Below are 23891 nucleotides of genomic sequence, written 5' to 3'. Positions count from 1 at the left end.
TTTCTTACAAATGAATGGTTATTAAGAATTTGGAAATGATGCGCTCAGGCTAAATGAGAAAAAAACGGGAAAAATTCTATTGTATCAAGGATGCCTTTTGTGCTTTGGCAGCTTGCTCCAGAGCCTCGGCTGCTTCAGGCGGCATATAGTTTTCATCGTGCTTTGCCAGCACTTCATCCGCCACAAAAATGCCATCCGAGGATATTTTCCCTTGCGCTACGACACCCTTACCTTCTTTGAATAAATCAGGCAGTATGCCGGTATACACAACCGGTATTGCTTGGGCGGTATCCGTTACTGAAAAACGAACCGTTGTCGTGCTGTCATCACGTTTAACACTACCTTCTTCAACCAATCCGCCTATCCGGAAACTTTTTCCAATCGGCGCTTCTTTTGCAACAACTTGAGATGGACTGAAGAAGAAAACCAGATTACTTTGAAATGCATTTAATACGAGTACGGCGGCCACCCCTAATGCTGCAACGCCGGATACTATAACTACAAGTTTTTTATGACGTGGTTTCATTTTTTATCTCTTCTTTATTGATGCCGTAAATGAGACTGTATTGTTTTTCCAAAGTTCGGTGGCGTCTCGAAATTAATAAAATCTCACCCACGATACAAATAAGTGTCACAGCATATGAACCCCACACATAGAGTCCATAGCCTCCCATTGAGAAAAACTCCGACCAGCTTGACCAAATCATCGTATAGCTCCGTTCTTGTGTAACTCAGCCACCCATGCGGTATGACTCTCGCGTTCCAGAATAATCACACGCGTACGCTTCAATATCACTGCAATGGAATACATCCAGCTTGCAAACACCATGATGAGCATGCCTGTCAGCATGGTACTCGCCATCGCGGGCGCTTGATTGACACTGACGGATGCGCCTTGATGCAAAGTATTCCACCATTGCACTGAGAAATAAATAATCGGGACATTAACCACGCCAACCAAGGCAATGATTGCACCCGCTTTATCTGCGCGGCGCGGGTCGTCAATGGCTGCTTGCAGTGACATAAAACCGATATAGAGAAAAAACAGAATTAATTCGGAAGTTAACCGGGCATCCCATACCCACCAGGTTCCCCACATCGGTTTACCCCACAATGCACCTGTCCAAAGTGCTATAAAGGTAAACATCGCACCAGTTGGAGCTATGGCTGTTGCAAACATGGAGGAAAGCCGGGTATTAAACGCTAAACCAATGCCCGCCCAGAACGCCATTACGACATAGAGAAACATCGACATCCATGCTGCGGGAACATGAATGAAAATAATCCGATAAGCTTCACCTTGCTGGAAATCCGTAGGAGCCACAAAAAAACCGACATAAAGTCCCGCGCCTAATAGTGCTACTGCAGCAAAAACGAATATCGGAATCATTTTCCCCGCCAGTGAATAAAAACTGGCTGGAGAAGAATATTTGAACCAATTAATAGCCATATTTAAATTTTATAATTCTTCATGTTAAATTTCAGTTCTGATTCAGCCCTAAATTTTTAGCCGCCAATTCTATACCAAATCGATACTAAAATGACAAAATCCAGAATTGACTTTCCAGAAGTGATTCCGACAGATTGAGTAGCTTCACAAAAAGATTTATGCAGGTAATGCAAAAACTTACTGAAATTATCTTCTGAAAGTTAAATCAACTTCAATATTGCCAGCGCTTGTCTACTCCAGTGAAACGCGTAAAGCCGAAGCAGCTGCCCAAGGTGCGAAAACACCAGATACTAAAAGAAATGCACCGATCAAGGACAAGTGTGCATCAAATTCCATTCCGGACATATTCGCTTCCACTGCGCCCGCGCCAAAAATCAGCACCGGAATATATAGTGGCAGTACCAGTAAAGAAACCAATACACCACCACCGCGCAGCCCTAAAGTCAGTGCCGCACCAATAGCGCCTATTAAACTCAACACTGGGGTACCCAGTAATAAAGCTGCTGTTAAAACCAGTAACGCTTCCCCCGACAAATCATATTGAATACCCAGAACTGGCGCCATCAATACCAACGGCACACCGGTTACCAGCCAATGCGCTGAAGCCTTTCCCAGCACTAAAAGTGATAACGACTGCGGCGACAGCAGCATTTGCTCCAACGTGCCATCCAAATAATCATTAGAAAACATCCGGCCTAGCGACAACATGGAAGCCAATAATGCCGCAACCCATACCACACCCGGTGCCATGGTACGGAGCATATTCATTTCCGGTCCGACGCTGAGTGGAAACAAGCTCACCACGATAATGAAAAAAAACAGCGTAGTCAGCACATCGGCTTGACGCCGCACCGCCAGCAAAAGATCACGTTTAATTATCCACATAAACATATCAGGCCAGATGCAACTGCGTAGTTGATATTGCTGTAATATCAATTTCTTGGTGTGTCGTCATCACCACCATGCCACCTTCCCGCAAATGTTGCTCGAGCAACTCCTGAATCAATTTAACTGCTGCCACATCCAATGCAACTAAGGGTTCATCCAGAATCCACAAAGAGGTTTTACATACTAGCAAACGAGCCAGCGCAACACGGCGCCGTTGGCCTTGTGATAACACCTTGACCGGCAATCCTTCCCTGCCCTGTAAACCAATATAACCAAGTGCTTCTTTCGCTTGATCAATACCGATGTCAAAACCCGCTAATGCACTTGAAATGCGCAAATTCTCAATCACCGTTAAATCATCTTTCGTGCCACTCAAATGCCCGATATAAGTCATCGCGCCATAATACTCACCATCCAGCGCGCGAATCGAGGCGCCATTCCAGCGAATCTCACCGGCGGCGGGATTGGACAACCCGCACAGCATGCGTAATAAACTGGTCTTGCCACTGCCATTTGGGCCGCGCACTTGCATTAAGCCACCCGCTTCAAGTGAAAAATTGACATCTCTAAAAAGCTCGCGATCACCGCGAACACATGCGAGATTGATACCTTGTAGCATTATTTTATCGATCGATGGAATAGACCGCTGATTATAACGCATTGAGGATGCCTATGGCACCGTAGATCATTCAGTGCGGTATTCTGCGAATCTTAATAACTTTATCAAATACATCAAACCTGACTGGTAAAATTTCAATCAGAATTCTTCATTTCTAATATACTTTATTGAATCAGAGATCCGGGAATTACAACTAAGGAGAGTGATTTGTTTTTTACGCGCGATGATCGCAAAATCAGCATCATAGGTGGCTTATTATTACTGGGGCTCACGCTGACGACGGGCATTACCGTGTACACCGCCATGCGGCAGGAGATCGAGTCGGTACTGGGTAGAGGATTGGCTGTTGCCTTGCAAGGGAAGTCATTTTTGCTGGAATCTCAAATTGAAAAAGCTTTGGCGGATGCTCGCGCGCTGTCGCTGCGCCCTTTTATTGTTCAATCGATGCAACAACTCGCCGTCGAACCTGGCAATCTCAATGCATTACATGATCTCATGCGAAATGTTAACTCGCTACCCGAAGCGGGTTTCTCCGCGGCCATCGTTCGTGATATACGAGGTAAAACGCTGTCACAAGTGGGTGAGCTCTCCAAAAATAAAGAAGCGCTCCGGTTAAACAAAGACACACTCCTCATGTGGGACAAGCAATTTTTTCTTCACACCACGAATGATGTACTCGATCAAGACAAACAACGCATTGGCAGTATTACTACGCAAGTCAAATTACCGCAACTCACGAGCCGATTTATTGGGCTAAGATCTATCGGAGAAACCGGTGAGTTCGTTTTGTGCGCAAAACCGGAAGAAGGAAAGTATGAAATGGCTTGTCTGATTAGCCAGATTAACGGCGTCCAATTCAAGCATCTACTTCCGAATGAAAGTGCACCATCCAAATTTCTGACGATTTACAGGAAAAGTGGGGTTGCCGCCACCAAGGATTATCGTCAAGTACCCGTCATAGAAACCTTTGCTTCTTTGGATTCCATTGGTCTTAACATGATTCTCAAGTTGGATGAGGAAGAATTATTTAAACCGGTTACTGAAAAGCTGCAAGATATCAGTATTTATCTTGCAGCACTAATTATTGCTGAAATATTGTTACTAAATTGGTTTGTACGAAAACTCATCAAATCGGAAAAAGAAGCACGAAAAGCTAAAGAAACAGCCGAGCAATTTTCCATTGAATTAAGCCGCAAAGAAAGTGAATTGCGGGAACGCTTAAAGGAAATTACTTGCCTTTATGAAATTCGCCGCAGTATCGGACTGGAGTTATCAGTAGAAGCAGTTTGCCAGAATATTATTAAGTTTTTAATTCCCGCAATGCAACATCCGGAACATACATCGATTACGATTGAATTGGATGGAAAACGTATTTCTTCCTCGCTTCAGGCTGAGGATTCCACACATGAATTAGCATCGGATATTTGTATTAATGGTGAGAATCATGGTCAATTAAGTGTTTATTATCCTGAAAACAGACCTTTCTTAGTCATAGAAGAACAACGACTTATTAATGCAATTACGAGTGATTTAGCGCTATGGCTTGAACGAAAGCAAGTTGACGAGCTATTGCACGCACGCCTTAAAGAAATCACATGCTTGTATGAAATCCGCCGCAGCATGGGAACGGAACTTTCGTTGGAAGATGTTTGCTTCAGTATATTCAAATACCTAATACCCGCTTTACAGTATCCGGAAATTGCTACTGCGATTATCGATGTCAATGGCAAAAATTTTACTTCTCTCAATGAGGATTCCAATCAAATTGACCAGCTTCACTCCATTAAAAAAATAGATACTAACGATTCTAACTTTGAACCTCATCATCAAATAGACGGGAATAAATCTGCTTTGCAATCAAAAATCTGTGTTAATGGAAAAGAATGCGGGCATTTAATTATCTTTTACTCTGAAAACAAGCCATTTCGTTTACCGGAAGAACAGAAGCTTGTTAATGCGATTGCCAATGATTTAGGAAGCTGGCTTGAACTCAGACGGTTAGAGCAAGCATTGGTATCCGTAGCTGAAGAGCAGGCTCATACAATCGGGCAGGAATTACACGATAATGTGGGGCAACAAATCGCTGCGATTGGTTATCAGGCCAGAGTACTCGAAAAGAAAATTTCCGCTTCGACGATCGGAAATGAAAATTTGACTACATTGGCAGCCTCGATCGCTTCCCAAACACAAACTGCTGTAATTCATATCAAGCAGCTTGCGCAGGGATTACTCCCATTCGAATTGGAAGCCAATGGCTTGATTCAAGCGTTACAAACTTTAGCCACCAGAATCTCAACAACGTATAATATCGACTGTAATTTCTCGTGGAATAACATTAGTATAATCAATGACAATAGCGTAGCACTCAATTTGTACCGGATTACGCAGGAAGCTGTGAATAATGCCATCCGGCATGGTAAAGCGCAGCATATAACCATTACCTTAACATCCGATGAAAAAACGCTCCGCTTATCAATCTGTGATGATGGATGTGGTTTTACTGGAATTGATATAAATCATCCGTCAACACCAGGAATGGGCATTAAAATTATGCAATACCGTGCAAAGCAATTAGGCGCGAAGATGGAAATTCTGGCCCGCAAAGAAGGCGGTACAGAAGTTCGTTTAAAAACACAATTAACTAAAAATATCGACAATGAAAGCAAAAGTAATGCTCGTTGATGATCACGCCATGTTACGGCATGGCCTTGCGATGCTCATCAATATGGAACCGGATATGGAAGTATTTGCTGAAGCGGGTGATGGCGCTGAAGCAATGGAAATACTCAAGAAAAATAATTCGATTGATATTATTTTACTGGATGTAACGCTCAAAACAGTATCGGGGCTTGAAGTCATCAAAAGCATCCATGCGGCGGTTCCGGATTTACCGGTGCTTTTTATCTCCATGCATGATGAATCGGTTTATGCTGAACGCGCACTTCGCTCCGGCGCACTGGGTTATGTCATGAAACACGAACCTGGTGAAGTACTGCTTGAAGCAATCCGTGAGGTTCTAAAAGGCAATGTTTATCTCAGCAAGCAGATGCACAAAAAGCTTTTGAAACGAATGGTCATGAAAAGCTCCGAGCCTGAACATCTGATTAATACATTGACGTCCAGCGAACTTGAAGTTTTGCACTTAATCGGGCAAGGGCATAATAGTCACGAAATTTCCCAGATGCTGTGCCGCAGCATTAAAACCATTGACACGCACCGCTTTAATATCCGGTCAAAATTAAACCTGAAAGATGGTGCCGATTTGATTCGCTACGCTACACGCTGGATCTCTCAGCAACAATAACAATTCGAATGCGATAAGGCATTTCCGAGAAGAAGTTTGATCGGTATAAAATACCAATCATCCTCAAAAAAACTCCGGTTAAAAATAAATCATGCGATGAGAACTCTGTTTGATCTTTCTGTTACAAACTTCACTGAAAAAATTCATAAATAAAACCAATACAATCAGTGATTTAATTCCAATATTAATCGTATGGTTCAAAAAATACCCCGCTGATTACAGCGGGGTTTTCAATTTTCTCAAAGCTGAAGCTTGATGTTTCTTGAAGGGTGACAATTCATTTTTTGAGAATTTCTAGTGCATATCTCAAAATAGAATAATGAAAAACAACTGCAGTAATTTAAATATAGAACCCAATTCAACACGCCCATGACCTCCAGGATCATTGTGACATTCTTGAGACAAATTTTTCTTAAGAATGCTTGGGTTAAGCGGTCTATTTACAATAAATAGGGATTGTAAATATTTAAAGATGAGGCAGATATATTGTTTAAATCAAAATAATTAATAAAGTAAGAAACTTAATTTCTGTTCAAAGACGTTTCATATCCATTGACGTATTTCTTTTTGCTTGCTGATTTACCAAATTTTAAAGCGATCAGGATATAAGCGACAAAAAACGCCAATCCCAATTGACCATCGGTGATAATCCAGTTAAAGACATACTGGGTTAGTTCAAACATCGATAACAAACTAGCACCTATAGCGATAATTGCAATAGTAAATATCTGTTTTGTTGACATGATAATTTCCTTGATATTAAAAATAATTGTTTATAAAAATTTTGCGCTTATATTATCGACTCTCGTTAGACACGCTACTGATTACTCTTAAATAAACAGATTTAATTTCCTGTTTTATTTTGAGCGCACCAATAATATTGAAGAGTCAACTTTAGCGACCAATTGCTCGGCAACGGAACCCACATAGAAACGTTCCAGTCCGCGGCGGTTGGATGTTCCCACTACGATCAAATCCGCTTTCCAGTCATAAACAGCGGCAGCAATAGCATCAGCGATACCATTTAATCCATATTCAGCCTCGGCATTGAGGAGCCGAGTTTCGACACTCAAAACATTCGTATCGGATTTAGCCTTCTCAAGAATTTCATTACCCCGGTTTTTATCAACTTCATTTTCACTACCGATGCAATGAACAATGCATAAAGCTGCGTTGTAAGTGTTAGCAATGTTTATTGCTTCCGCTAACGCTTGCTGAGCTATCTCGCTACCGTCGACTGCCACCATTATTCTTTTGTACATACACTATTCTCTTAATGAATTCCTGCTGGTTTTTTAAAAAGTAGTAATACTTTCAGTCCTTAAACACCATCGGATTACGACAAATTATGCGACGGCAATTTGTCTTGCAGATTATTGCTGTGCATTTTTTTCAAATAAACAAAATATTGTTTAATTACAGATACTAATAATTTTTTGAACATGACAAATTCTCCTCAATGTATTTCAATACGTTTTTACGGTAATGCTTTGATTCTTCTACTTGTAAATCACTAACAGTTTACGAATAGCCATACCATTTAACATGCTTACTGCAAATTGCTATTATCTTTTCTCAGGTTATCGAAATAACGTTTTACAACTGATTTTCCTGCCATATTCTCGTGTTTGGTATAAACCAAATAGTGCACTACACCATGGATCACCATTGCAACCAGCAGGCCTTCAAAAATACCTACTTTATAAACTAAGCCAGCTGTCAAGAACGCCAATATCAGCGCATAAGGACCATAATGAGTAACGTGTACCAAGCCTGCAATCATCTTATAACCGGTAAACAACATAATGGCCGCCAAGGCAAATTTTGGCAAATAATCAAGATAATGTGTGTTAAACGTAAAGAAGCAAACCACGGAACCAATAACCAAGACCGAGAATTTGGTCATCGCGCCAGCAAGCTTATTGGTCGTACTTTTAGCCAAGCCATCCAAATTCGTCATACCACCGAAGAAACTCGAACCTAAATTAGAAATCCAGATTGCAAGCAAGCTATTGTTACTATTGGTTTTACGTTTTAACGGGTCAATTTTCTCAATTGCCGCATTACTCATCACCTGTTCAATCACATCCACGATTGCCAGCATGGCGCAGAAAAATATCATGTAAGCCAACATCAAGACTGTCGTATCTTCACTCGGTAATGGCAATTTCAATTGCAATTCAATATCTTCTACAGAAATCATAGGGACAGTCATAAACTGCGCCAGGATCACGCCACCGATAATGATCGCGAAATAAGGAACAGCTGGTTGTGTATCTTTAAACTTAGCAAATAGGAGTAAAAACAGACCAAGACCGCCAGCTGAAATAGCTGCCATCTGAATACGCGCTTCATTCCAGAAATCTTCCGTTACCAATTCCGCAGGTATTTCGTAGGTAAATTCCGAGAATTTCAGCAAAATCTTCAACCCAACACCAGCCAGCAATCCTTCAACCAGATATACCGGAACCGCAACAAGCAAATAGCGTTGCCAATTAAATTTCCAAATAATGGCTTGCATAATGGCGGTCATACAGATACAAAATGCCATATTCTGAATACCAAAAGCTGCCACACCCATCGCTAACACTGGAGCCAACCCGGCCGCAATACCTGGTGATCCAATAAAATTGCCCGGTTTGAACCAGGCATTTATCCATCCAATCAAGGAAGCAAAAGCTACTGTAGCCAAGCCTACTTTGATAGGATAATTAGACATAATCGCAATACCAATCGTTAATGGAATTGCCATCGCTCCAGTTATTAAACCCGCAGCCGTATCACGAAAAAAATACTGCGACTGAAAAGCAGCTGATCCTTCTTTCTTAACAGTCTCTGCTGTCTTTTGCTGCGAGACTATCGATTCGTCATCTGACCGTGTTGCCATAAAAATACCTCTCTCTCGTAAACTGTTAGTGATAAACTTTATAAAACCTTTTTGTTCAACTGAATATAAATTTAATCTTTATAGTCAAATAGCTTGTTGAAGAATTTTTCGTCGTTGAAATAAACCGGTATTCTGCAATCCGTCATTTTTCTGCAACGTATACTTCCAAGATCACAAAATTTCCTTATCTCAGCTTTCGAGATGGTGATTCTTCAAAAAATAAGCTTAGATAAATCGTATCGCGCCGGGATTGCGTTGTATATTAGTAAAACCATTATTATTTAATGGGCAAAAATGCTAATCACACCCGATAAAATCATTACTATTAACAGGCAAATGGATTGCACATTTGAAGACAAAAGACTTACTTAGATTAGGTAAATTACTTACATAAAAATAAGTAAAAACTTTAGATTATTTCTAATTTAATTCCTGAAAAATTCACTCGAAATAGTTTTATTCTTGAATTTATATCAATAAATTCATATAACTACATAACACTAAAAAATAAAATTAATTAAAATCCAATACAGCTTATTTTTAAAGAAGAGAGTGAGCGTAAAAAGAAGAGATCGGTTGCTGAACCGCTTATGGGTAGTTACAAAAAACTAAGATAGGAATAGTGATAAGAAATCGAGATGAGCAAAATAGAGGTAAGTGTCACCACATTTTACTTATATTGTTCTAAGTATCCGCTTGATACGCGGATTAGACTGCAAGCTATTGAAAAACTATAACAATAAAATAATAGTCCCAGATTGCAGCTGGTTTTTTATACCGGAGTAAAGCTGCAAAATAATGGCAAAAACTGCATTACGTTACATTAATATCACATCATACTGTTCTTGCGTATACGATTCCTCAACCTGTAAGCTGATTGGTTTCGCAATGAAATCACCCAGTTGGGCTAAACTCTGCGACTCTTCATCCAAGAACAAGTCGATTACTTGCTGCGATGCCAGAATACGGAATTCATTGGCTTCAAACTGCCTGGCTTCGCGCAGTAATTCGCGCAATATTTCGTAACAAATGGTTTGTGCGGTTCTGATTTCCCCTCGCCCCTGACAAGTTGGACAGGTTTCGCATAGCACATGCGCAAGACTTTCCCGGGTTCGCTTGCGTGTCATTTCAACCAATCCCAGCGCACTGAATCCATTGACGGTTATGCGCGTACGATCCTTGGACAGTGCTTTGTTGAATTCCGCCAAAACTGCCTGTTTATGTTCCTCAGAATCCATATCGATGAAATCGATAATGATAATGCCGCCGAGATTACGCAGACGCAATTGCCTGGCAATGACCTGAGCTGCCTCCAGATTGGTTTTGAAAATAGTGTCATCGAAATTACGAACACCGATGAATCCACCGGTATTGACGTCCATCGTAGTTAGCGCTTCGGTTTGATCGATGATCAGATACCCGCCAGACTTTAAATTGACACGTTTGGCCAATGACTTTTCGATTTCTTCTTCCACACCGTACAGATCGAATAATGGACGATCCCCCGTGTACAACACTATGCGTTCGGCGATATAGGTCATATAGTTATGCGCGAAGCGGACCAATCGCTGAAAATTCTCTCGCGAATCGACGAGAATTCGGGTGGAATCTTCATCCACAAAATCGCGCAATACCCGATGACTGAGATCCAGATCTTGATAAAGCAAAACAGGCGCCGCAATCGTCACCGATTTCTGCTGAATGTCGCGCCATAACCGGTGCAGATATTCAAGATCGGCACGCAAATCGGCTTCATCAGCGGTTTCTGCCATGGTGCGGATAATATACCCGCCCTTTTCTTCCGCCGGTAAAATCTGCTGTAGCTTTTCCCGCAATAACTCGCGCTCGCTATCGTCCTCAATACGCTGAGAAATACCGATATGAGATTCTTGTGGCAGGTATACCAGTAAACGGCCGGCCAGGCTTATTTGCGTAGACAGCCGCGCACCTTTGGTGCCGATCGCGTCTTTAATCACCTGCACCAGGATGCTGTTCCCTTCGTATAACAGTTTTTCAATGGGCTTGGCCTCATCACCCTCCGGATTGGAATCACGGATATCCGCCACATGCAGGAAGGCAGCACGGTCCAAACCAATATCGACAAAAGCCGATTGCATTCCCGGCAAAACGCGGCTGACACGGCCGTTATAGATATTTCCGACAATGCCTCGGCCGCTCGTCCGTTCAATATGAAGTTCTTGCGTTACACCCTGCTCTAATATTGCTACCCGGGTTTCTTGCGGCGTGATATTAACAAGAATCTCATTGCTCATATTCAATACAATTAGTTCTCAAAAAAATCAGAAATTGGATGAAGCGATTAATCAAACTTAAGATTGTGCTGCAACAACTTTATTGAAAAATTTCTATACCGGTTTCTGCCAGTAACTGCGCTGTCTCATAGAGCGGCAGCCCCATAATGCCGCTATAGCTGCCGGATATCTCGACAATGAAAGCGGCCGCCATGCCTTGAATGGCATATGCACCTGCTTTATCCAGCGAATTATTATTCACTAAATAACTCCGAATCTCCCGCTCGCTGATTTCACGGAATCGTACCGTTGAGGCTGACAATCGCATCTGCACATCATCCTTCACGCCGACACCGATCGCTGTCAGAACCTGGTGCGTGCGGCCCGACAAGATTTTCAGCATTTCTTCGGCATGTGCATTGTCTCTCGGTTTCCCGAGAATGCATCCATCAATCGTCACAATAGTATCAGCCACTAATACCGGTAAGACCGGCAAGTGGCGCTGCATAATCCGCTTCCAGCCCGCGTTCGCTTTGGTCCGGGCCACCCGATAGATATAATCTGATGGCGCTTCGTCCACCAGCGGTTGCTCATCGATATCGATGGCACGCCCTAGCGTTTCACGCATCATCAGCAAGTTGAATTTCACACCAATCTGCCTTAATAATTCACGTCTTCTGGGGCTTCTTGATGCAAGATATATTTGGTTCTCAGAGAGCATTACAATCAACCATTGCTTTCAATCGGAATTTCATCATTTCATTCATTGTATTTCAGAACCTAACCACCATGCAGCGCGCAATCACATTTGGGTAAACCTGTTCAAGCGCGATGGTAAGGGTGGTTTTTATTAATCGATACAGCGCGATAGATCTGTTCCGCCAGTAACACACGAACCAGACCATGCGGTAACGTAAGCTTCGATAATGCCATCAGCTCATGCGCGATTCGCTTGATATCGCCATGCAATCCATCAGCACCGCCAATTACGAATGCAATAGCTTCACCCGTCGTCATCCATGTATTGATTACATCTGCGAATTGCACCGTTGTCCATTGCTGGCCCCGTTCATCGAGCACTACAATGTGGCAATTCGGCGGCAAAACGGATCGAATCCGTTGAGCTTCGGCTTGCAGAAGTTGTTCAACCGGTTTTCCGCCAACCCGCTTTTCCGGTTTAATCTCAATTAAGTTGACGTTAATTTCATGGGACAAGCGTTTGGTATATTCGGCATAACCTGCTTCTACCCAATCCGGCATTTTGTTTCCAACCGCGAGTATAAAAAATTTCATGACTCGAAGAAATCAATTGATCGTTCTTTAGTGCGCTAATTCCGCTCCGACCATAGCGCTTTCAGATTGTAATACTCGCGTACAGCTGGCAACATGATGTGCACAATCACATCGCCCAAATCAACAAGTACCCATTCCCCTGTCTGCTCCCCTTCCATGCTGTAAACCTTTCCCCCGGCAGCTTTAACTTGTTCTTGCACATTATTGGCCAGCGCTTTGGTCTGACGGGTCGAATCGGCACTGGCGATAATGATATATCCAAACATCGCAGTAATTTTGGATACATTGATCACGTCAATATCGTGCGCTTTGATTTCCTCCAAAGCATCGACAATGACAGGTACCAGTTTTTCTGAATTCATAGATTCCCAGTGTATAAGCGATTAAATTTCATATACTCAGCGACATTTTCGGGCAGCAGATAGCGTATGCTTTTCCCAGCGCTGATCAGTGACCGTATTTGTGAAGCCGATATTTCCAGCAACGATGTTTGCGCCGTATAAATAAAACCACAGGATTGCGATTCCAAGTCGCTGACATTGGTGACGCAGCGAGAAGACAAGATCTTCCGCACCTCATCGGGCAAATTTTGATCCGCCTTGATGGAAACAAAGCCTGGCCGGGTAACCACGATGAAATGACACAAATCGAATAACTCATGCCATTCAGACCATTGATTGATCTTAGCAAACGCATCGATTCCCAATACGAAGCAAAGCGCGGTGTTATCTCCCAGCTCGCGCCGGTACTCCCGCAACGATTGCACCGTTGTGCTGATTCCAGGCCGGTTGATTTCCCGTTCATCCAGCGAAAACCGGTTGTTATCCTGTATGGCCAGCCGCACCATAGCTGCACGATGCCCTCTCGATGCCGTGGGCGTAGCCCGTAACCTCGGAGCGCCCGAGGGAACAAAGATCATGCGCCTTAATCCGGCGATATCGAGCAGCTCTTCAGCGACCCGCAAATGCCCATAATGGATAGGATCAAATGTCCCGCCATAAATGCCAATCAGTGGAAACTTATCGGTAACAGCCATGGTTGTGTATAAAGAAATTAACGATACGGATCATAGCAGCGCCAAGCGCATATCCGTCAATACTTCCGACAGGTGTGTCGTGAAACGAGCTGCCGTTGCGCCATCGATGACACGATGGTCATAGGAGAGCGACAAAGGCAGCATTAAGCGAGGCACAAATTGATGATCGCGATAAACCGGTTTAATACTGGCCTTGGAAATACCTAGAATGGCGACTTCCGGTGCGTTGATAATGGGTGTAAAAGCTGTCCCGCCAATGCCGCCCAGACTGGAAATGGTAAAGCTCGCGCCTTGCATGTCAGTGGGTTTTAACTTGCCCTCACGCGCCAGTGCAGACAATCTTGCCAATTCTTCGGCAATGGTGATGATCCCCTTCTGGTCGACATCCTTGATTACCGGCACCACCAATCCGTTGGCAGTATCCACGGCAAAGCCAAGATGGTAATAATGCTTAATGATTAAATTGGCTTCACCATTGCTATCGTTATCCAACGATGCATTGAATTCAGGAAATTTCTTCAAAGGCGCGATTAATGCTTTCATCAAGAAAGCCAATAAGGTCAGTTTGACTCTATTCTCTTTACCGCTATCTTTGGATTCTTTCCGCAATGCCTCTAAATCGGTGATATCCGCTTCGTCGAACTGTGTGACGTGTGGAATCATCACCCAGTTGCGGTGTAAATTGGCGCCAGAAATTTGTTTAATGCGCATTAATGGTTTTAATTCAACCGGGCCAAACTTAGCAAAATTCACCTGCGGCCAGGGCAACAGATTCAATGCCGCACCCGTCCCGGTGCTACGGGATTTCGACAATTCGGCTTTCACATACGCCTGCACATCTTCTTTGAGAATGCGATGTTTAGGGCCGCTGCCGGTAATCAAATCGAGATTGACGCCGAGTTCCCGCGCAAAGCGACGGATCGACGGACTGGCATGCGCTTTGGATAGAGCATTGCTCACTGTGGATACAGTTTGTGGCAGGTTCTGCGGCTGGTGGTTAGCAACCAGCTTAGCGTCGTGTTGCGGTTGCGGTTGCGGTGCGATTTCTTTTTGAACTGCGACCGCCCCGGAAACTTCAGGAAGTGTTTCCGTGCGGTTGTCATCGGAAACTTCCAGGGTCAGCACGGAGCTGCCTTGCGATACCTTGTCACCCGGTTTGACTAATATTTCCTTTACCAAACCAGGATAAGGCGCTGGAATTTCAATCGTCGCCTTGTCGGACTCAAGTGTAATCAGGGAGTCTTCGGCCTTTACCCTATCGCCAGCTTTGACCAGCACTTCGATGACCGGCACCTCTTTAAAGTCGCCGATATCCGGAATGAGCACTTTTTTTAATTCAGCCACACGCTTTCCTCACACACCTTCGAATGGGAGAATGCAATGACGCACATTCATTGTTGTTAACTCATCACCGGTCTAACTGGTCGCCGGATTGGATTTTTCCGGATCAATACCGTACTTCTCAATCGCTTGAGTGACTTGCTGCTGGGTGATTTTTCCTTCTTCCGATAATGCTTTGAGTGCCGCCACGGTAATATAGAACCGATCGACCTCAAAGAAATGGCGCAGTTTCTGGCGCGTATCGGAGCGGCCGAAACCGTCGGTTCCTAACACGCGATACCTGCCTGGCACAAATTCACGAATCTGATCCGCATAGATTTTCATATAATCCGTTGCGGCCACTACGGGGCCTTTTCTGCCCTTAAGACAATTTTCTACATGCGATTCTTTTGCCGGTTGTTCCGGATGTAGCATATTCCAGCGGGTGACAGCCAAAGCCTCGCGTCTTAACTCATTGAAGCTGGTTACACTCCAAACATCAGCGTGCACAGCATAGTCTTGTTTCAGTATCTCTGCGGCCGCAATCACTTCGCGCAAAATGGTTCCGGCACCGAGCAATTGCACGCATGGCACTTTAGTATTTGCGCCTGCTTCACTGAATAAATACATGCCTTTTAAAATATTTTTCTCAGCATCAACCGGCATTTCAGGGTGACTGTAGTTTTCATTCATCACCGTGATGTAATAATAGACATCTTCCTGTTCTTGATACATCCGGCGTAGTCCATCTTGGATAATCACAGCCAGCTCATACGCAAATGCCGGATCGTACGCTACGCAGTTGGGAATCGTAGATGCAACGACATGACTGTGCCCGTCTTCATGCTGCAACCCTTCGCCATTCAGTGTCGTACGCCCTGCTGTTCCACCCAGCAAGAAACCGCGGCAGCGCATATCACCAGCGGCCCATGCCAAATCACCGATGCGCTGAAAACCGAACATCGAATAAAAAATAAAAAACGGAATCATCTGGATGCCGTGCGTGCTATAGGCCGTCGCAGCCGCTATCCAGGATGACATGGCGCCCGCTTCGCAGATTCCTTCCTGCAAAATTTGCCCATGCTTATCTTCCTTATAATACATGAGCTGATCCGCATCCTGCGGCGTATACAATTGACCGCTCGACGACCAGATGCCCAATTGCCGGAACATTCCCTCCATGCCAAACGTACGCGATTCGTCCGCGACAATCGGCACGATATGCCGTCCGATTTGCTTGTCTTTTACCAGAATGTTCAGAATCCGCACAAACGCCATGGTGGTCGACGATTCGTGTCCTTCGCTGCTGGCCTTCAGCAAGGTTTGAAATGCAGACAAAGCTGGTACTTGCAACGCTTGCGCGCGTGTCTTACGCCGGTGAAAAGTGCCGCCTAATGCTTTGCGCCGCTCGCGCATATAGATAAATTCCGGCGAATCTTCAGCGAAAGTCAGATAGGGAATATCATCGATATTGTCGTCGGGAATATCCAAACCGAAGCGATTGCGAAACGCTTTTAACGAAGTCGTTCCCATTTTCTTCTGCTGGTGAGTAATATTTTGCGCTTCACCCGCTTCACCCATGCCATACCCTTTGATCGTTTTCGCCAGAATCACGGTCGGCTGTCCGGTATGTTTTGCCGCCGCTGCATACGCCGCATAGACTTTATGAGGATCATGACCGCCGCGGTTTAATCGCCAGATATCGTCATCGGACATCGTAGCGACCATTTCCAGCAATTCAGGGTATTTGCCAAAAAAATGCTCGCGCACGTAAGCGCCATCTCTCGACTTGAAATTCTGATATTCACCATCCACGCACTCCATCATGCGCTTCTGCAACAATCCTTTGGTATCCTTCGCCAATAGCGGATCCCAATAAGACCCCCAGATCACCTTGACGACATTCCAGCCCGCGCCGCGAAAAGCGCCCTCCAGTTCCTGGATAATTTTGCCGTTGCCGCGCACCGGGCCATCCAGACGCTGCAAATTGCAATTGACCACAAAAATCAGATTATCCAGTTTCTCGCGCGACGCCAATGAAATAGCGCCGAGCGATTCGGGCTCGTCCATTTCACCGTCACCCATGAAAGCCCAGATTTTACGGCCATCGGTATTGACCAATCCGCGGCTGCCCAGATATTTCATGAAACGCGCCTGATAAATCGCCATCAACGGCCCCAGCCCCATGGAAACCGTGGGAAATTGCCAAAAATTAGGCATCAGCCATGGATGCGGGTACGATGACAAACCATTCCCGCCGGCTTCCTGACGAAAATTATCCAGTTGCTCCTGACTTAATTCGCCGGATAAAAATGCGTAAGCATAAGCCCCTGGGGAAGAATGTCCTTGTACATAGACTAAATCGCCGCCGTGCGCTTCACACGGTGCATGCCAGAAATGATTGTAACCGACGTCGTAAAGCGTTGCGGCTGAAGCGAAGCTGGCAATGTGCCCGCCGACATTGGTATTTTTGTTGGCGCGCAATACCATCGCCATTGCATTCCAGCGCACATACGAGCGAATCCTGTGCTCGATGGCATTGTCACCTGGCGAGCGCGCTTCCTTACCTGTGGGAATGGTATTGATATATGCGGTCGTGGCGCTATAAGGCAGATAAGCCCCGGAGCGGCGCGCTTTTTCGATCAGTTTTTCCAATAAAAAATGAGCGCGTTCGCCACCTGCACTGGCGATGACCGAATCCAGCGCATCGAGCCACTCTTGTGTTTCCTGCGGATCAATATCCGGTTGCTGTTCCATGTGCACGCACGCTCATTTAAGTTTATTTATTTGCTTACCTAATTTTAAGACCGGTCTGGGCTCGTTCCGCCGCCAGAATGGTATTGCATAGCAGCATGGTGATGGTCATCGGTCCAACCCCTCCCGGAACGGGTGTAATAAAACCCGCAACTTCCTTGACAGCGTCATAATCGACATCACCACAGAGTTTCCCGTCCGGCAATCGGTTAATACCGACATCAATGACAACAGCACCGGGTTTTACCATCCCGGCAGTAACCATGCGCGGTTTTCCGGTCGCCACAACTAGAATATCCGCATTTTTTGTAAATTGCTGCAAATTGCGTGTTTTTGAAGTGCAAATAGTCACAGTTGCGCCCTGTTCCAGCAACATGAATGCCATTGGCTTACCCACAATGTTGCTGCGTCCGATCACCACCGCATGCTGTCCTTCAATCGGAATCCGGTTTCTTTCCAGCATCACCATCACGCCATACGGCGTGCAAGGAGAAAAAATGGTATTGCCGGTAACCAATGCGCCGACGTTATAGTGATGAAAACCATCGACATCTTTTTCAACAGCGATGGATGCGATGACGCGGTTATTCTCAAAATGCGCAGGCAACGGCAACTGGACTAGGATACCGTGGATGTGCGGATTCTGATTGAGCGCCTGAATACACTGTAATACTTCATCTTGATCAGCGTGCTGCGGAAAGTTATGCACTTCGGAATAAATACCGATTTCGCTGCACGCTCTGACTTTATTCCTGACATAGATACTGGATGCCGCATTATCGCCAACGATAATGACTGCCAACCCTGGCTTGATACCCAGTTGAATCAGTTTTTCCGCACGTGCGCTCCATTCAGTCCGCACCAATTCGGCCAATTTCTTGCCATCGATAATCTGAGCACTCATTTTTACACCAGCAGCCGGTTGATCAATCCACGTGAATTTTTGCTATATACCGAACAGTTAGAACATCTTGCTTCCGTGAGCAGCGCTAACTCGCTTGTTTTGCTTTTTTGATTTTTGTACGATAGATGAAAATGCCGATTAAAAACACCGGAATGACAAAAATCGCCGCAGCAATAAGCCCGCTCGCAAGTATCGCAATCGTCGTATTTCCCGGCATGAATAAGGTAACAAACCAAATCACTAAAAAGGCAATTCCCAAACCGCCGTACAACATGATCTTTCTGCCGCGATCATACAATCGCCAGAACGCTCCGGATACTTGCGTATCATCCACGTAGTGATCAAACACTTCCGCCAGACTGTTATCGCCGGGTTCAGATTCGTAACCGATAGCGACCGCTAGTGCATTGTGATCTTCTTCAATTTTGGACATTTTTCTAAGAAACTCAATGCGCTTGGCCACTTTCTGCTGGGGCATGCGCTCTTGCACGAAAAATTCCGCCAAAGCCGCGAATGCCAGCTCGCGCGCATCATCAGCGCTTCCCAAGTTTTCCGCGAACTTCCACATGACACCAAACAAATAAAGCTGAATAGTCATGTCCCTGAATTCAGGTGCAAAATCATAACCCTTGCTCTTAATAAGCTCAAGTTGCGTAGCCTTGACTTCTTTGGCATGCGCAATACAGGCATCCATGATTGAAACATCCGGACCTGTCTTATCTGCACCCTCTAATTCTGCAGTAGTCTTATCAGAAGCAGCTTTCTTCTTTGTCATTTTGAAACCCCATGCTTTTTTATTTTAATCAGAATATTGATGCGCATTATATACTGGCTGAGGGAATCAGGAAAAAGTTCATTCCGGTTTCGTGGCTTTTATGCCATGAATCCGCATCGGGCAATTTCGTAGATATGATGTTTTACTAGCACAGAATAGCTGATAAAACAATGTACTGCTGCGAGTTGGTTGTTAGCGCGCGTGAAGATTAAGACGCTGCCAAATAGCGGATGTCAAGTTGGCGGAGTTCAGCGTATAAAAATGCAATCCGGGCGCACCGGCTTGTAATAACTGCTCACATAAACCAGTAACAACATCCAATCCAAAAGCTTGAATCGATTCACTGTCGTCACCATAACCTTCGAGTTTCTTACGAATCCAGCGTGGAATCTCCGCGCCGCAAGTATCCGAGAACCTGACCAGTTGTGAGAATTTATTGATCGGCATGATGCCGGGAACAACCGGAATATTCAAACCGGCCGCCTCGCACAACTCGACAAAATGAAAATAAGCGTCGGCATTATAAAAATATTGCGTAATCGCCGAACTGGCGCCCATTTCAATTTTACGCTTGAAATTATCAAAATCCGCTTGCGCAGACCGCGCCTGCGGATGGTACTCAGGGTAAGCCGCCACTTCGATATGGAAAGAAGATCCGTATTCCTGCCGGATAAAAGCTACCAGTTCGCTGGCATAACGAAATTCACCGGCTTGCGCCATCCCTGAAGGCAAATCGCCGCGCAGTGCGACAATATGACGGATTCCCGCTTCATAATACTTTTCCAGAATGGCACGAATGTTCTGTTGCGTTGAGCCGATGCAAGATAGGTGCGGCGCAACGACATGACCTTCCGTTTGAATTTCCAGCACGGTCTCGAGTGTCCGCTCGCGCGTCGAGCCTCCCGCACCGAAGGTTACCGAAAAGAACTTGGGATTGAATCGTGCCAACTGCTGGCGCGTCAACCGGAGTTTCTCAACGCCCTCGGGGGTTTGCGGTGGAAAAAGTTCAAAACTGAAGGCAGGAGGAAATTTTTTTTGTGATTCCATTTGTGCAAGCTCTATGGATACAGAATTAGTACGGCTGCTGCCGTAGCTACGCAGATATTAATCATTATTTTCTTACTGGAAGAACCAGCAGAGCAGATGCAAACTCATACACCCGTTCTTCCAGTAAAAAGATAGACGATTAGTACCGGTACATTTCGGGTTTGAATGGACCGTTCTTGCTCAATCCCAGGTAATTGGCCTGTTCATCCGTTAGTTCGGTGAGTTTCACACCCAATTTACCGATGTGCAAACGCGCCACTTTTTCATCCAAGTGTTTAGGCAATACATAAACATTTTTCTGATAATTTGCGCCGTTCTGCCATAGCTCCATTTGCGCCAATACTTGATTGGTAAACGAGCTGGACATCACGAAAGAAGGATGGCCAGTCGCACAACCCAAATTCACCAACCTGCCTTGCGCCAGAACGATGATGCGGCGCCCGGTCGGAAATATGACGTGATCCACTTGCGGCTTGATATTTTCCCATTGGTATTTTTGAATGGATGCGATATCAATTTCCGAATCAAAGTGGCCAATATTGCAAATAATGGCCTGATCCTTCATTTTCAGCATGTGATCATGGGTGATGACACGCAGATTACCGGTTGCGGTAACAAAGATATCCGCTTGACTGCACGCATCGTCCATCGTTACTACGCGATATCCTTCCATCGCAGCTTGCAGCGCGCAAATCGGATCAATTTCAGTGATCCAGACAGTCGCTCCCAAACCTCGCAATGATTGCGCACAACCTTTGCCAACATCACCATATCCGCAAACCACAGCGATTTTGCCGGCAATCATGACGTCCGTGGCGCGTTTGATACCGTCAACCAGGGATTCCCTGCAACCGTACAAATTATCAAATTTTGATTTAGTGACGGAGTCATTCACATTGAAAGCAGGAAACGGCAATTCGCCACTTTTTTGCATTTCGTATAAACGATGCACTCCGGTCGTGGTTTCTTCTGTTACACCACGTATCCTGGCCAGATTGGTTGAATACCAATTGGGTTCGGTTGCTAATTTCTTTTTGATCGATGCAAATAATGCGGTTTCTTCCTCATTGCCCGGATTCGCAATAATCGCAGGATTTTTCTCGGCTTTTGTACCCAGAATCAACAATAACGTCGCATCTCCGCCATCATCCAGAATCATATTGGCACCGACCGATTGACCGGCAGCCGTCCATTCAAAAATCTTGTGCGCGTATTCCCAGTAATCTTCGAGCGACTCGCCTTTATAGGCGAATACCGGAATATTTCTGGCAGCAATCGCAGCAGCTGCGTGGTCCTGAGTGGAAAATATATTGCAGGAAGCCCAGCGTACTTCGGCACCGAGCACTACCAGTGTTTCGATCAACACTGCTGTTTGAATCGTCATATGCAAAGAACCAGCAACCCTGGCACCTGCCAGTGGCTTTTGGTTCGCATATTCTTTACGTAATGCCATTAAACCCGGCATCTCCGTTTCAGCGATCGCGATTTCTTTACGTCCCCATTCCGCCAATGCAATATCGGCAACCTTATAGTCAGTAAAGAAACTACCATCGGAATTAAGCACAGCGTTCATAATAATCATCTCCTCAATTTATGAACGAGCGCCGTTGTGACAAATACCCGCCTATGCTGAGCCTCGCGGAACCAGCCGCTGCAGCGCTCCTCACCATAGGGGAAAACCAATTAAAGGTTATTGATGTCGGCAAAGATTACAGAAAATTTAGAGACCGGCATCAGCACGTAATTGTGCGGCCTTATCCGTAGCTTCCCAGGTAAATTCAGGAAGTTCACGTCCAAAATGCCCATAAGCAGCTGTTTTGGCATAGATTGGACGTAACAAGTTAAGCGCATGAATGATACCGCGTGGACGTAAATCAAAATGCTTTTCGATGAGTTGAACAATCTTTTCGTCGGCAATTTTACCTGTACCGAATGTATTGATCATCAATGAAACTGGACGTGCAACACCAATGGCATAAGCCACCTGCACTTCGCATTTACTCGCAATTCCTGCTGCTACGATATTTTTAGCCACATAACGTCCGGCATAAGTCGCCGATCGATCGACCTTGGATGGGTCTTTGCCGGAAAAAGCGCCGCCGCCATGATGCGCTGCACCACCGTAGCTATCGACGATGATTTTACGACCGGTCAAACCGCAATCGCCCATCGGTCCGCCCACCACAAAACGTCCGGTGGGGTTCACCAAATATTGGATACGATTACTGATCATCGAAGCAGGCAGTACCGGTTTAATGACTTCTTCAATAACCGCTTCGCTCAAAGCGGAATGTGAAATATCCGGATCATGCTGAGTGGAAATCACCACTGTTTCGATTTGCTGCGGCTTACCGTTTTGATAACGCACCGAAACTTGCGATTTAGCATCAGGGCGCAGCCAAGGCAATTGGCCTTTTTTTCTCAATTCAGCTTGCCGTTCAACCAAACGATGCGCATAAAAAATGGGCATGGGCATTAATTGCGGTGTTTCGTCGCAAGCGTAGCCAAACATCAGGCCCTGATCGCCCGCTCCTTGTTCCATTTCTTCTTCTTTGGAACGATTAACGCCTTGGGCGATATCCGGCGATTGTTTGTTGAATGCAGTCAATACAGCACATGTGGTCGAATCGAAGCCGATATTTGAACTGGTATAACCGATATTTTTAACCGTTTCACGCGCAATGATATTGTAATCAACCGATGCATGGGTCGTTATCTCGCCTGATAATACAATCAACCCGGTACTGCACAACGTTTCGCACGCAACCCGCGCGTTAGGATCTTGACTCAGAATTGCATCCAATACAGCATCAGAAATCTGATCGGCAACCTTATCAGGATGCCCTTCAGAAACAGACTCAGAAGTAAAAAGATATTCACTCATAATTTAACCAAAAAAGTAATGATAAGTTTTAAGTATAGCGGATTGTGTCTTTGAAAATAGAACTCTGTCAATTTCGACAATACTATTGTGACGGAAGAATTGAGCTATGTATCACGGAAATAGACAGTGATTTGCTGATCTATTTCATTGTACTGCCAATGACAACGTGCTTTATGCTTGCATTTATTTGCTGAGCAAATCGATAATTCAATTGCTTCCCGTCCTTGAATTCTCTATTCAATCCAGCATATAACATAAGCATAATCAGCTTTGAAGCGTGTATTACCCATTCGCACCGGTTAGCTGTAAGAAATTCTAACCCAATTTGTTAAAAATATCGAATAAGGGACGGTAGAGAAGCGAAGAAGTGTTTTTTCTTATCGAAAAAGTGTTGTTAGAAATAATTTTATGAGAACATGATATGGGAAGGTTAGGTTCTGTCAAACGCATTGATTTTTGTCCACTGGAAACTCTAAGA

Annotated in this window: 22 protein-coding genes and 1 riboswitch; of the genes, 2 read left to right on the top strand and 20 right to left on the bottom strand. The window is 44.8% G+C overall.

What is annotated here, in order from left to right; translation table 11 throughout:
• Positions 1-76 precede the first annotated feature (76 nt).
• The 5 genes from ccmE to ccmA all read right to left on the bottom strand — a co-directional run bounded on the left by ccmE (position 77) and on the right by ccmA (position 2957).
• Positions 77-526 carry a cytochrome c maturation protein CcmE gene (gene ccmE / locus BLU57_RS12345; protein WP_090321348.1) on the bottom strand — a complete coding sequence of 150 codons (450 nt, stop codon included), beginning with the start codon at positions 524-526 and terminating at the stop codon, positions 77-79.
• Positions 510-674: a heme exporter protein CcmD gene (gene ccmD, locus BLU57_RS12340; RefSeq protein ID WP_256206281.1), complete on the bottom strand. Its 165-nt coding sequence runs from the start codon at positions 672-674 to the stop codon at positions 510-512. The genes ccmE and ccmD overlap by 17 nt, the downstream gene beginning before the upstream one ends.
• 29 nt (positions 675-703) lie before the next feature.
• Positions 704-1450, bottom strand: coding sequence for a heme ABC transporter permease (locus tag BLU57_RS12335; protein ID WP_090321342.1), 747 nt, complete (start codon positions 1448-1450; stop codon positions 704-706).
• Positions 1451-1681: 231 nt separating this feature from the next.
• Complete coding sequence (ccmB, locus tag BLU57_RS12330) at positions 1682-2341, bottom strand: heme exporter protein CcmB (RefSeq protein WP_090321338.1); 660 nt, start codon at positions 2339-2341, stop codon at positions 1682-1684.
• Between the two features lies 1 nt (position 2342).
• Positions 2343-2957, bottom strand: a complete 615-nt coding sequence (gene ccmA / locus BLU57_RS12325; RefSeq protein WP_090321401.1) for a cytochrome c biogenesis heme-transporting ATPase CcmA — start codon at positions 2955-2957, stop codon at positions 2343-2345.
• Positions 2958-3164: 207 nt separating this feature from the next.
• Between ccmA and BLU57_RS12320 the strand changes: the two genes are divergently transcribed.
• Together BLU57_RS12320 and BLU57_RS12315 are read left to right on the top strand one after the other, a co-directional pair.
• The gene (locus BLU57_RS12320) at positions 3165-5639 is read left to right on the top strand and encodes a sensor histidine kinase (protein WP_256206280.1); all 2475 of its coding nucleotides are present in this window, start codon (positions 3165-3167) and stop codon (positions 5637-5639) included.
• Complete coding sequence (locus BLU57_RS12315) at positions 5629-6261, top strand: response regulator transcription factor (RefSeq protein ID WP_256206279.1); 633 nt, start codon at positions 5629-5631, stop codon at positions 6259-6261. Before BLU57_RS12320 ends, BLU57_RS12315 begins: the two co-directional genes overlap by 11 nt.
• 521 nt (positions 6262-6782) lie before the next feature.
• Here the strand turns inward: BLU57_RS12315 and BLU57_RS12310 are convergent.
• The 15 genes from BLU57_RS12310 to metK form a co-directional block, all read right to left on the bottom strand.
• Positions 6783-7004 (bottom strand): hypothetical protein, encoded by a 222-nt coding sequence (locus BLU57_RS12310; RefSeq protein ID WP_090321332.1) that lies wholly within the window; start codon positions 7002-7004, stop codon positions 6783-6785.
• 114 nt (positions 7005-7118) lie between these two features.
• Positions 7119-7523 carry a universal stress protein gene (locus BLU57_RS12305; RefSeq protein WP_090321329.1) on the bottom strand — a complete coding sequence of 135 codons (405 nt, stop codon included), beginning with the start codon at positions 7521-7523 and terminating at the stop codon, positions 7119-7121.
• Between the two features lie 287 nt (positions 7524-7810).
• Positions 7811-9148, bottom strand: a complete 1338-nt coding sequence (locus tag BLU57_RS12300; RefSeq protein ID WP_090321326.1) for a SulP family inorganic anion transporter — start codon at positions 9146-9148, stop codon at positions 7811-7813.
• Between the two features lie 818 nt (positions 9149-9966).
• Positions 9967-11421 (bottom strand): ribonuclease G, encoded by a 1455-nt coding sequence (gene rng, locus BLU57_RS12295; RefSeq protein ID WP_090321323.1) that lies wholly within the window; start codon positions 11419-11421, stop codon positions 9967-9969.
• A gap of 79 nt (positions 11422-11500) precedes the next feature.
• Entirely contained in the window at positions 11501-12121 is a 621-nt protein-coding gene (locus BLU57_RS12290; RefSeq protein WP_090321322.1) for a Maf family protein, read from the bottom strand.
• Between the two features lie 101 nt (positions 12122-12222).
• A complete protein-coding gene (gene rlmH / locus BLU57_RS12285) occupies positions 12223-12693 on the bottom strand; it encodes a 23S rRNA (pseudouridine(1915)-N(3))-methyltransferase RlmH (protein WP_090321319.1) in 471 nt (156 codons plus the stop codon).
• A gap of 35 nt (positions 12694-12728) precedes the next feature.
• Positions 12729-13055, bottom strand: a complete 327-nt coding sequence (gene rsfS, locus BLU57_RS12280) for a ribosome silencing factor (protein ID WP_090321316.1) — start codon at positions 13053-13055, stop codon at positions 12729-12731.
• Positions 13052-13729, bottom strand: a complete 678-nt coding sequence (gene nadD, locus BLU57_RS12275; protein ID WP_090321313.1) for a nicotinate-nucleotide adenylyltransferase — start codon at positions 13727-13729, stop codon at positions 13052-13054. The genes rsfS and nadD overlap by 4 nt, the downstream gene beginning before the upstream one ends.
• 30 nt (positions 13730-13759) lie before the next feature.
• Positions 13760-15073, bottom strand: coding sequence for a dihydrolipoyllysine-residue acetyltransferase (aceF, locus tag BLU57_RS12270; protein WP_090321310.1), 1314 nt, complete (start codon positions 15071-15073; stop codon positions 13760-13762).
• A 72-nt stretch (positions 15074-15145) separates the two neighbouring features.
• Complete coding sequence (gene aceE, locus BLU57_RS12265; protein WP_090321307.1) at positions 15146-17806, bottom strand: pyruvate dehydrogenase (acetyl-transferring), homodimeric type; 2661 nt, start codon at positions 17804-17806, stop codon at positions 15146-15148.
• Positions 17807-17840: 34 nt separating this feature from the next.
• The gene (gene folD / locus BLU57_RS12260) at positions 17841-18707 is read right to left on the bottom strand and encodes a bifunctional methylenetetrahydrofolate dehydrogenase/methenyltetrahydrofolate cyclohydrolase FolD (RefSeq protein WP_090321304.1); all 867 of its coding nucleotides are present in this window, start codon (positions 18705-18707) and stop codon (positions 17841-17843) included.
• Positions 18708-18792: 85 nt separating this feature from the next.
• Positions 18793-19482, bottom strand: a complete 690-nt coding sequence (locus BLU57_RS12255) for a hypothetical protein (RefSeq protein WP_256206278.1) — start codon at positions 19480-19482, stop codon at positions 18793-18795.
• Between the two features lie 192 nt (positions 19483-19674).
• Positions 19675-20529, bottom strand: a complete 855-nt coding sequence (gene metF / locus BLU57_RS12250) for a methylenetetrahydrofolate reductase [NAD(P)H] (protein ID WP_090321299.1) — start codon at positions 20527-20529, stop codon at positions 19675-19677.
• A 139-nt stretch (positions 20530-20668) separates the two neighbouring features.
• Positions 20669-22102, bottom strand: a complete 1434-nt coding sequence (gene ahcY / locus BLU57_RS12245) for an adenosylhomocysteinase (RefSeq protein ID WP_090321297.1) — start codon at positions 22100-22102, stop codon at positions 20669-20671.
• A 19-nt stretch (positions 22103-22121) separates the two neighbouring features.
• Positions 22122-22200, bottom strand: a riboswitch (S-adenosyl-L-homocysteine riboswitch).
• Between the two features lie 49 nt (positions 22201-22249).
• Complete coding sequence (gene metK, locus BLU57_RS12240; RefSeq protein ID WP_090321294.1) at positions 22250-23413, bottom strand: methionine adenosyltransferase; 1164 nt, start codon at positions 23411-23413, stop codon at positions 22250-22252.
• Positions 23414-23891 lie beyond the last annotated feature (478 nt).

The sequence above is a fragment of the Nitrosomonas oligotropha genome (assembly GCF_900106555.1).
Lineage (GTDB): Bacteria > Pseudomonadota > Gammaproteobacteria > Burkholderiales > Nitrosomonadaceae > Nitrosomonas > Nitrosomonas oligotropha_A.
This window is presented reverse-complemented; position numbering and strand designations above follow the sequence as displayed.

Excerpts from the sequence above, each read along its gene's own strand:
- ccmD (WP_256206281.1), bottom strand. The coding sequence starts at position 674 with ATGGGAGGCTATGGACTCTATGTGTGGGGTTCATATGCTGTGACACTT.
- rsfS (WP_090321316.1), bottom strand. The coding sequence starts at position 13,055 with ATGAATTCAGAAAAACTGGTACCTGTCATTGTCGATGCTTTGGAGGAA.
- ccmB (WP_090321338.1), bottom strand. The coding sequence starts at position 2,341 with ATGTTTATGTGGATAATTAAACGTGATCTTTTGCTGGCGGTGCGGCGT.
- ccmE (WP_090321348.1), bottom strand. The coding sequence starts at position 526 with ATGAAACCACGTCATAAAAAACTTGTAGTTATAGTATCCGGCGTTGCA.
- BLU57_RS12335 (WP_090321342.1), bottom strand. The coding sequence starts at position 1,450 with ATGGCTATTAATTGGTTCAAATATTCTTCTCCAGCCAGTTTTTATTCA.
- nadD (WP_090321313.1), bottom strand. The coding sequence starts at position 13,729 with ATGGCTGTTACCGATAAGTTTCCACTGATTGGCATTTATGGCGGGACA.
- ccmA (WP_090321401.1), bottom strand. The coding sequence starts at position 2,957 with ATGCTACAAGGTATCAATCTCGCATGTGTTCGCGGTGATCGCGAGCTT.
- BLU57_RS12310 (WP_090321332.1), bottom strand. The coding sequence starts at position 7,004 with ATGTCAACAAAACAGATATTTACTATTGCAATTATCGCTATAGGTGCT.
- ahcY (WP_090321297.1), bottom strand. The coding sequence starts at position 22,102 with ATGAACGCTGTGCTTAATTCCGATGGTAGTTTCTTTACTGACTATAAG.
- BLU57_RS12315 (WP_256206279.1), top strand. The coding sequence starts at position 5,629 with ATGCTCGTTGATGATCACGCCATGTTACGGCATGGCCTTGCGATGCTC.
- metF (WP_090321299.1), bottom strand. The coding sequence starts at position 20,529 with ATGGAATCACAAAAAAAATTTCCTCCTGCCTTCAGTTTTGAACTTTTT.
- BLU57_RS12290 (WP_090321322.1), bottom strand. The coding sequence starts at position 12,121 with ATGCTCTCTGAGAACCAAATATATCTTGCATCAAGAAGCCCCAGAAGA.
- BLU57_RS12255 (WP_256206278.1), bottom strand. The coding sequence starts at position 19,482 with ATGACAAAGAAGAAAGCTGCTTCTGATAAGACTACTGCAGAATTAGAG.
- rlmH (WP_090321319.1), bottom strand. The coding sequence starts at position 12,693 with ATGAAATTTTTTATACTCGCGGTTGGAAACAAAATGCCGGATTGGGTA.
- rng (WP_090321323.1), bottom strand. The coding sequence starts at position 11,421 with ATGAGCAATGAGATTCTTGTTAATATCACGCCGCAAGAAACCCGGGTA.
- BLU57_RS12300 (WP_090321326.1), bottom strand. The coding sequence starts at position 9,148 with ATGGCAACACGGTCAGATGACGAATCGATAGTCTCGCAGCAAAAGACA.
- BLU57_RS12305 (WP_090321329.1), bottom strand. The coding sequence starts at position 7,523 with ATGTACAAAAGAATAATGGTGGCAGTCGACGGTAGCGAGATAGCTCAG.
- folD (WP_090321304.1), bottom strand. The coding sequence starts at position 18,707 with ATGAGTGCTCAGATTATCGATGGCAAGAAATTGGCCGAATTGGTGCGG.
- metK (WP_090321294.1), bottom strand. The coding sequence starts at position 23,413 with ATGAGTGAATATCTTTTTACTTCTGAGTCTGTTTCTGAAGGGCATCCT.
- aceE (WP_090321307.1), bottom strand. The coding sequence starts at position 17,806 with ATGGAACAGCAACCGGATATTGATCCGCAGGAAACACAAGAGTGGCTC.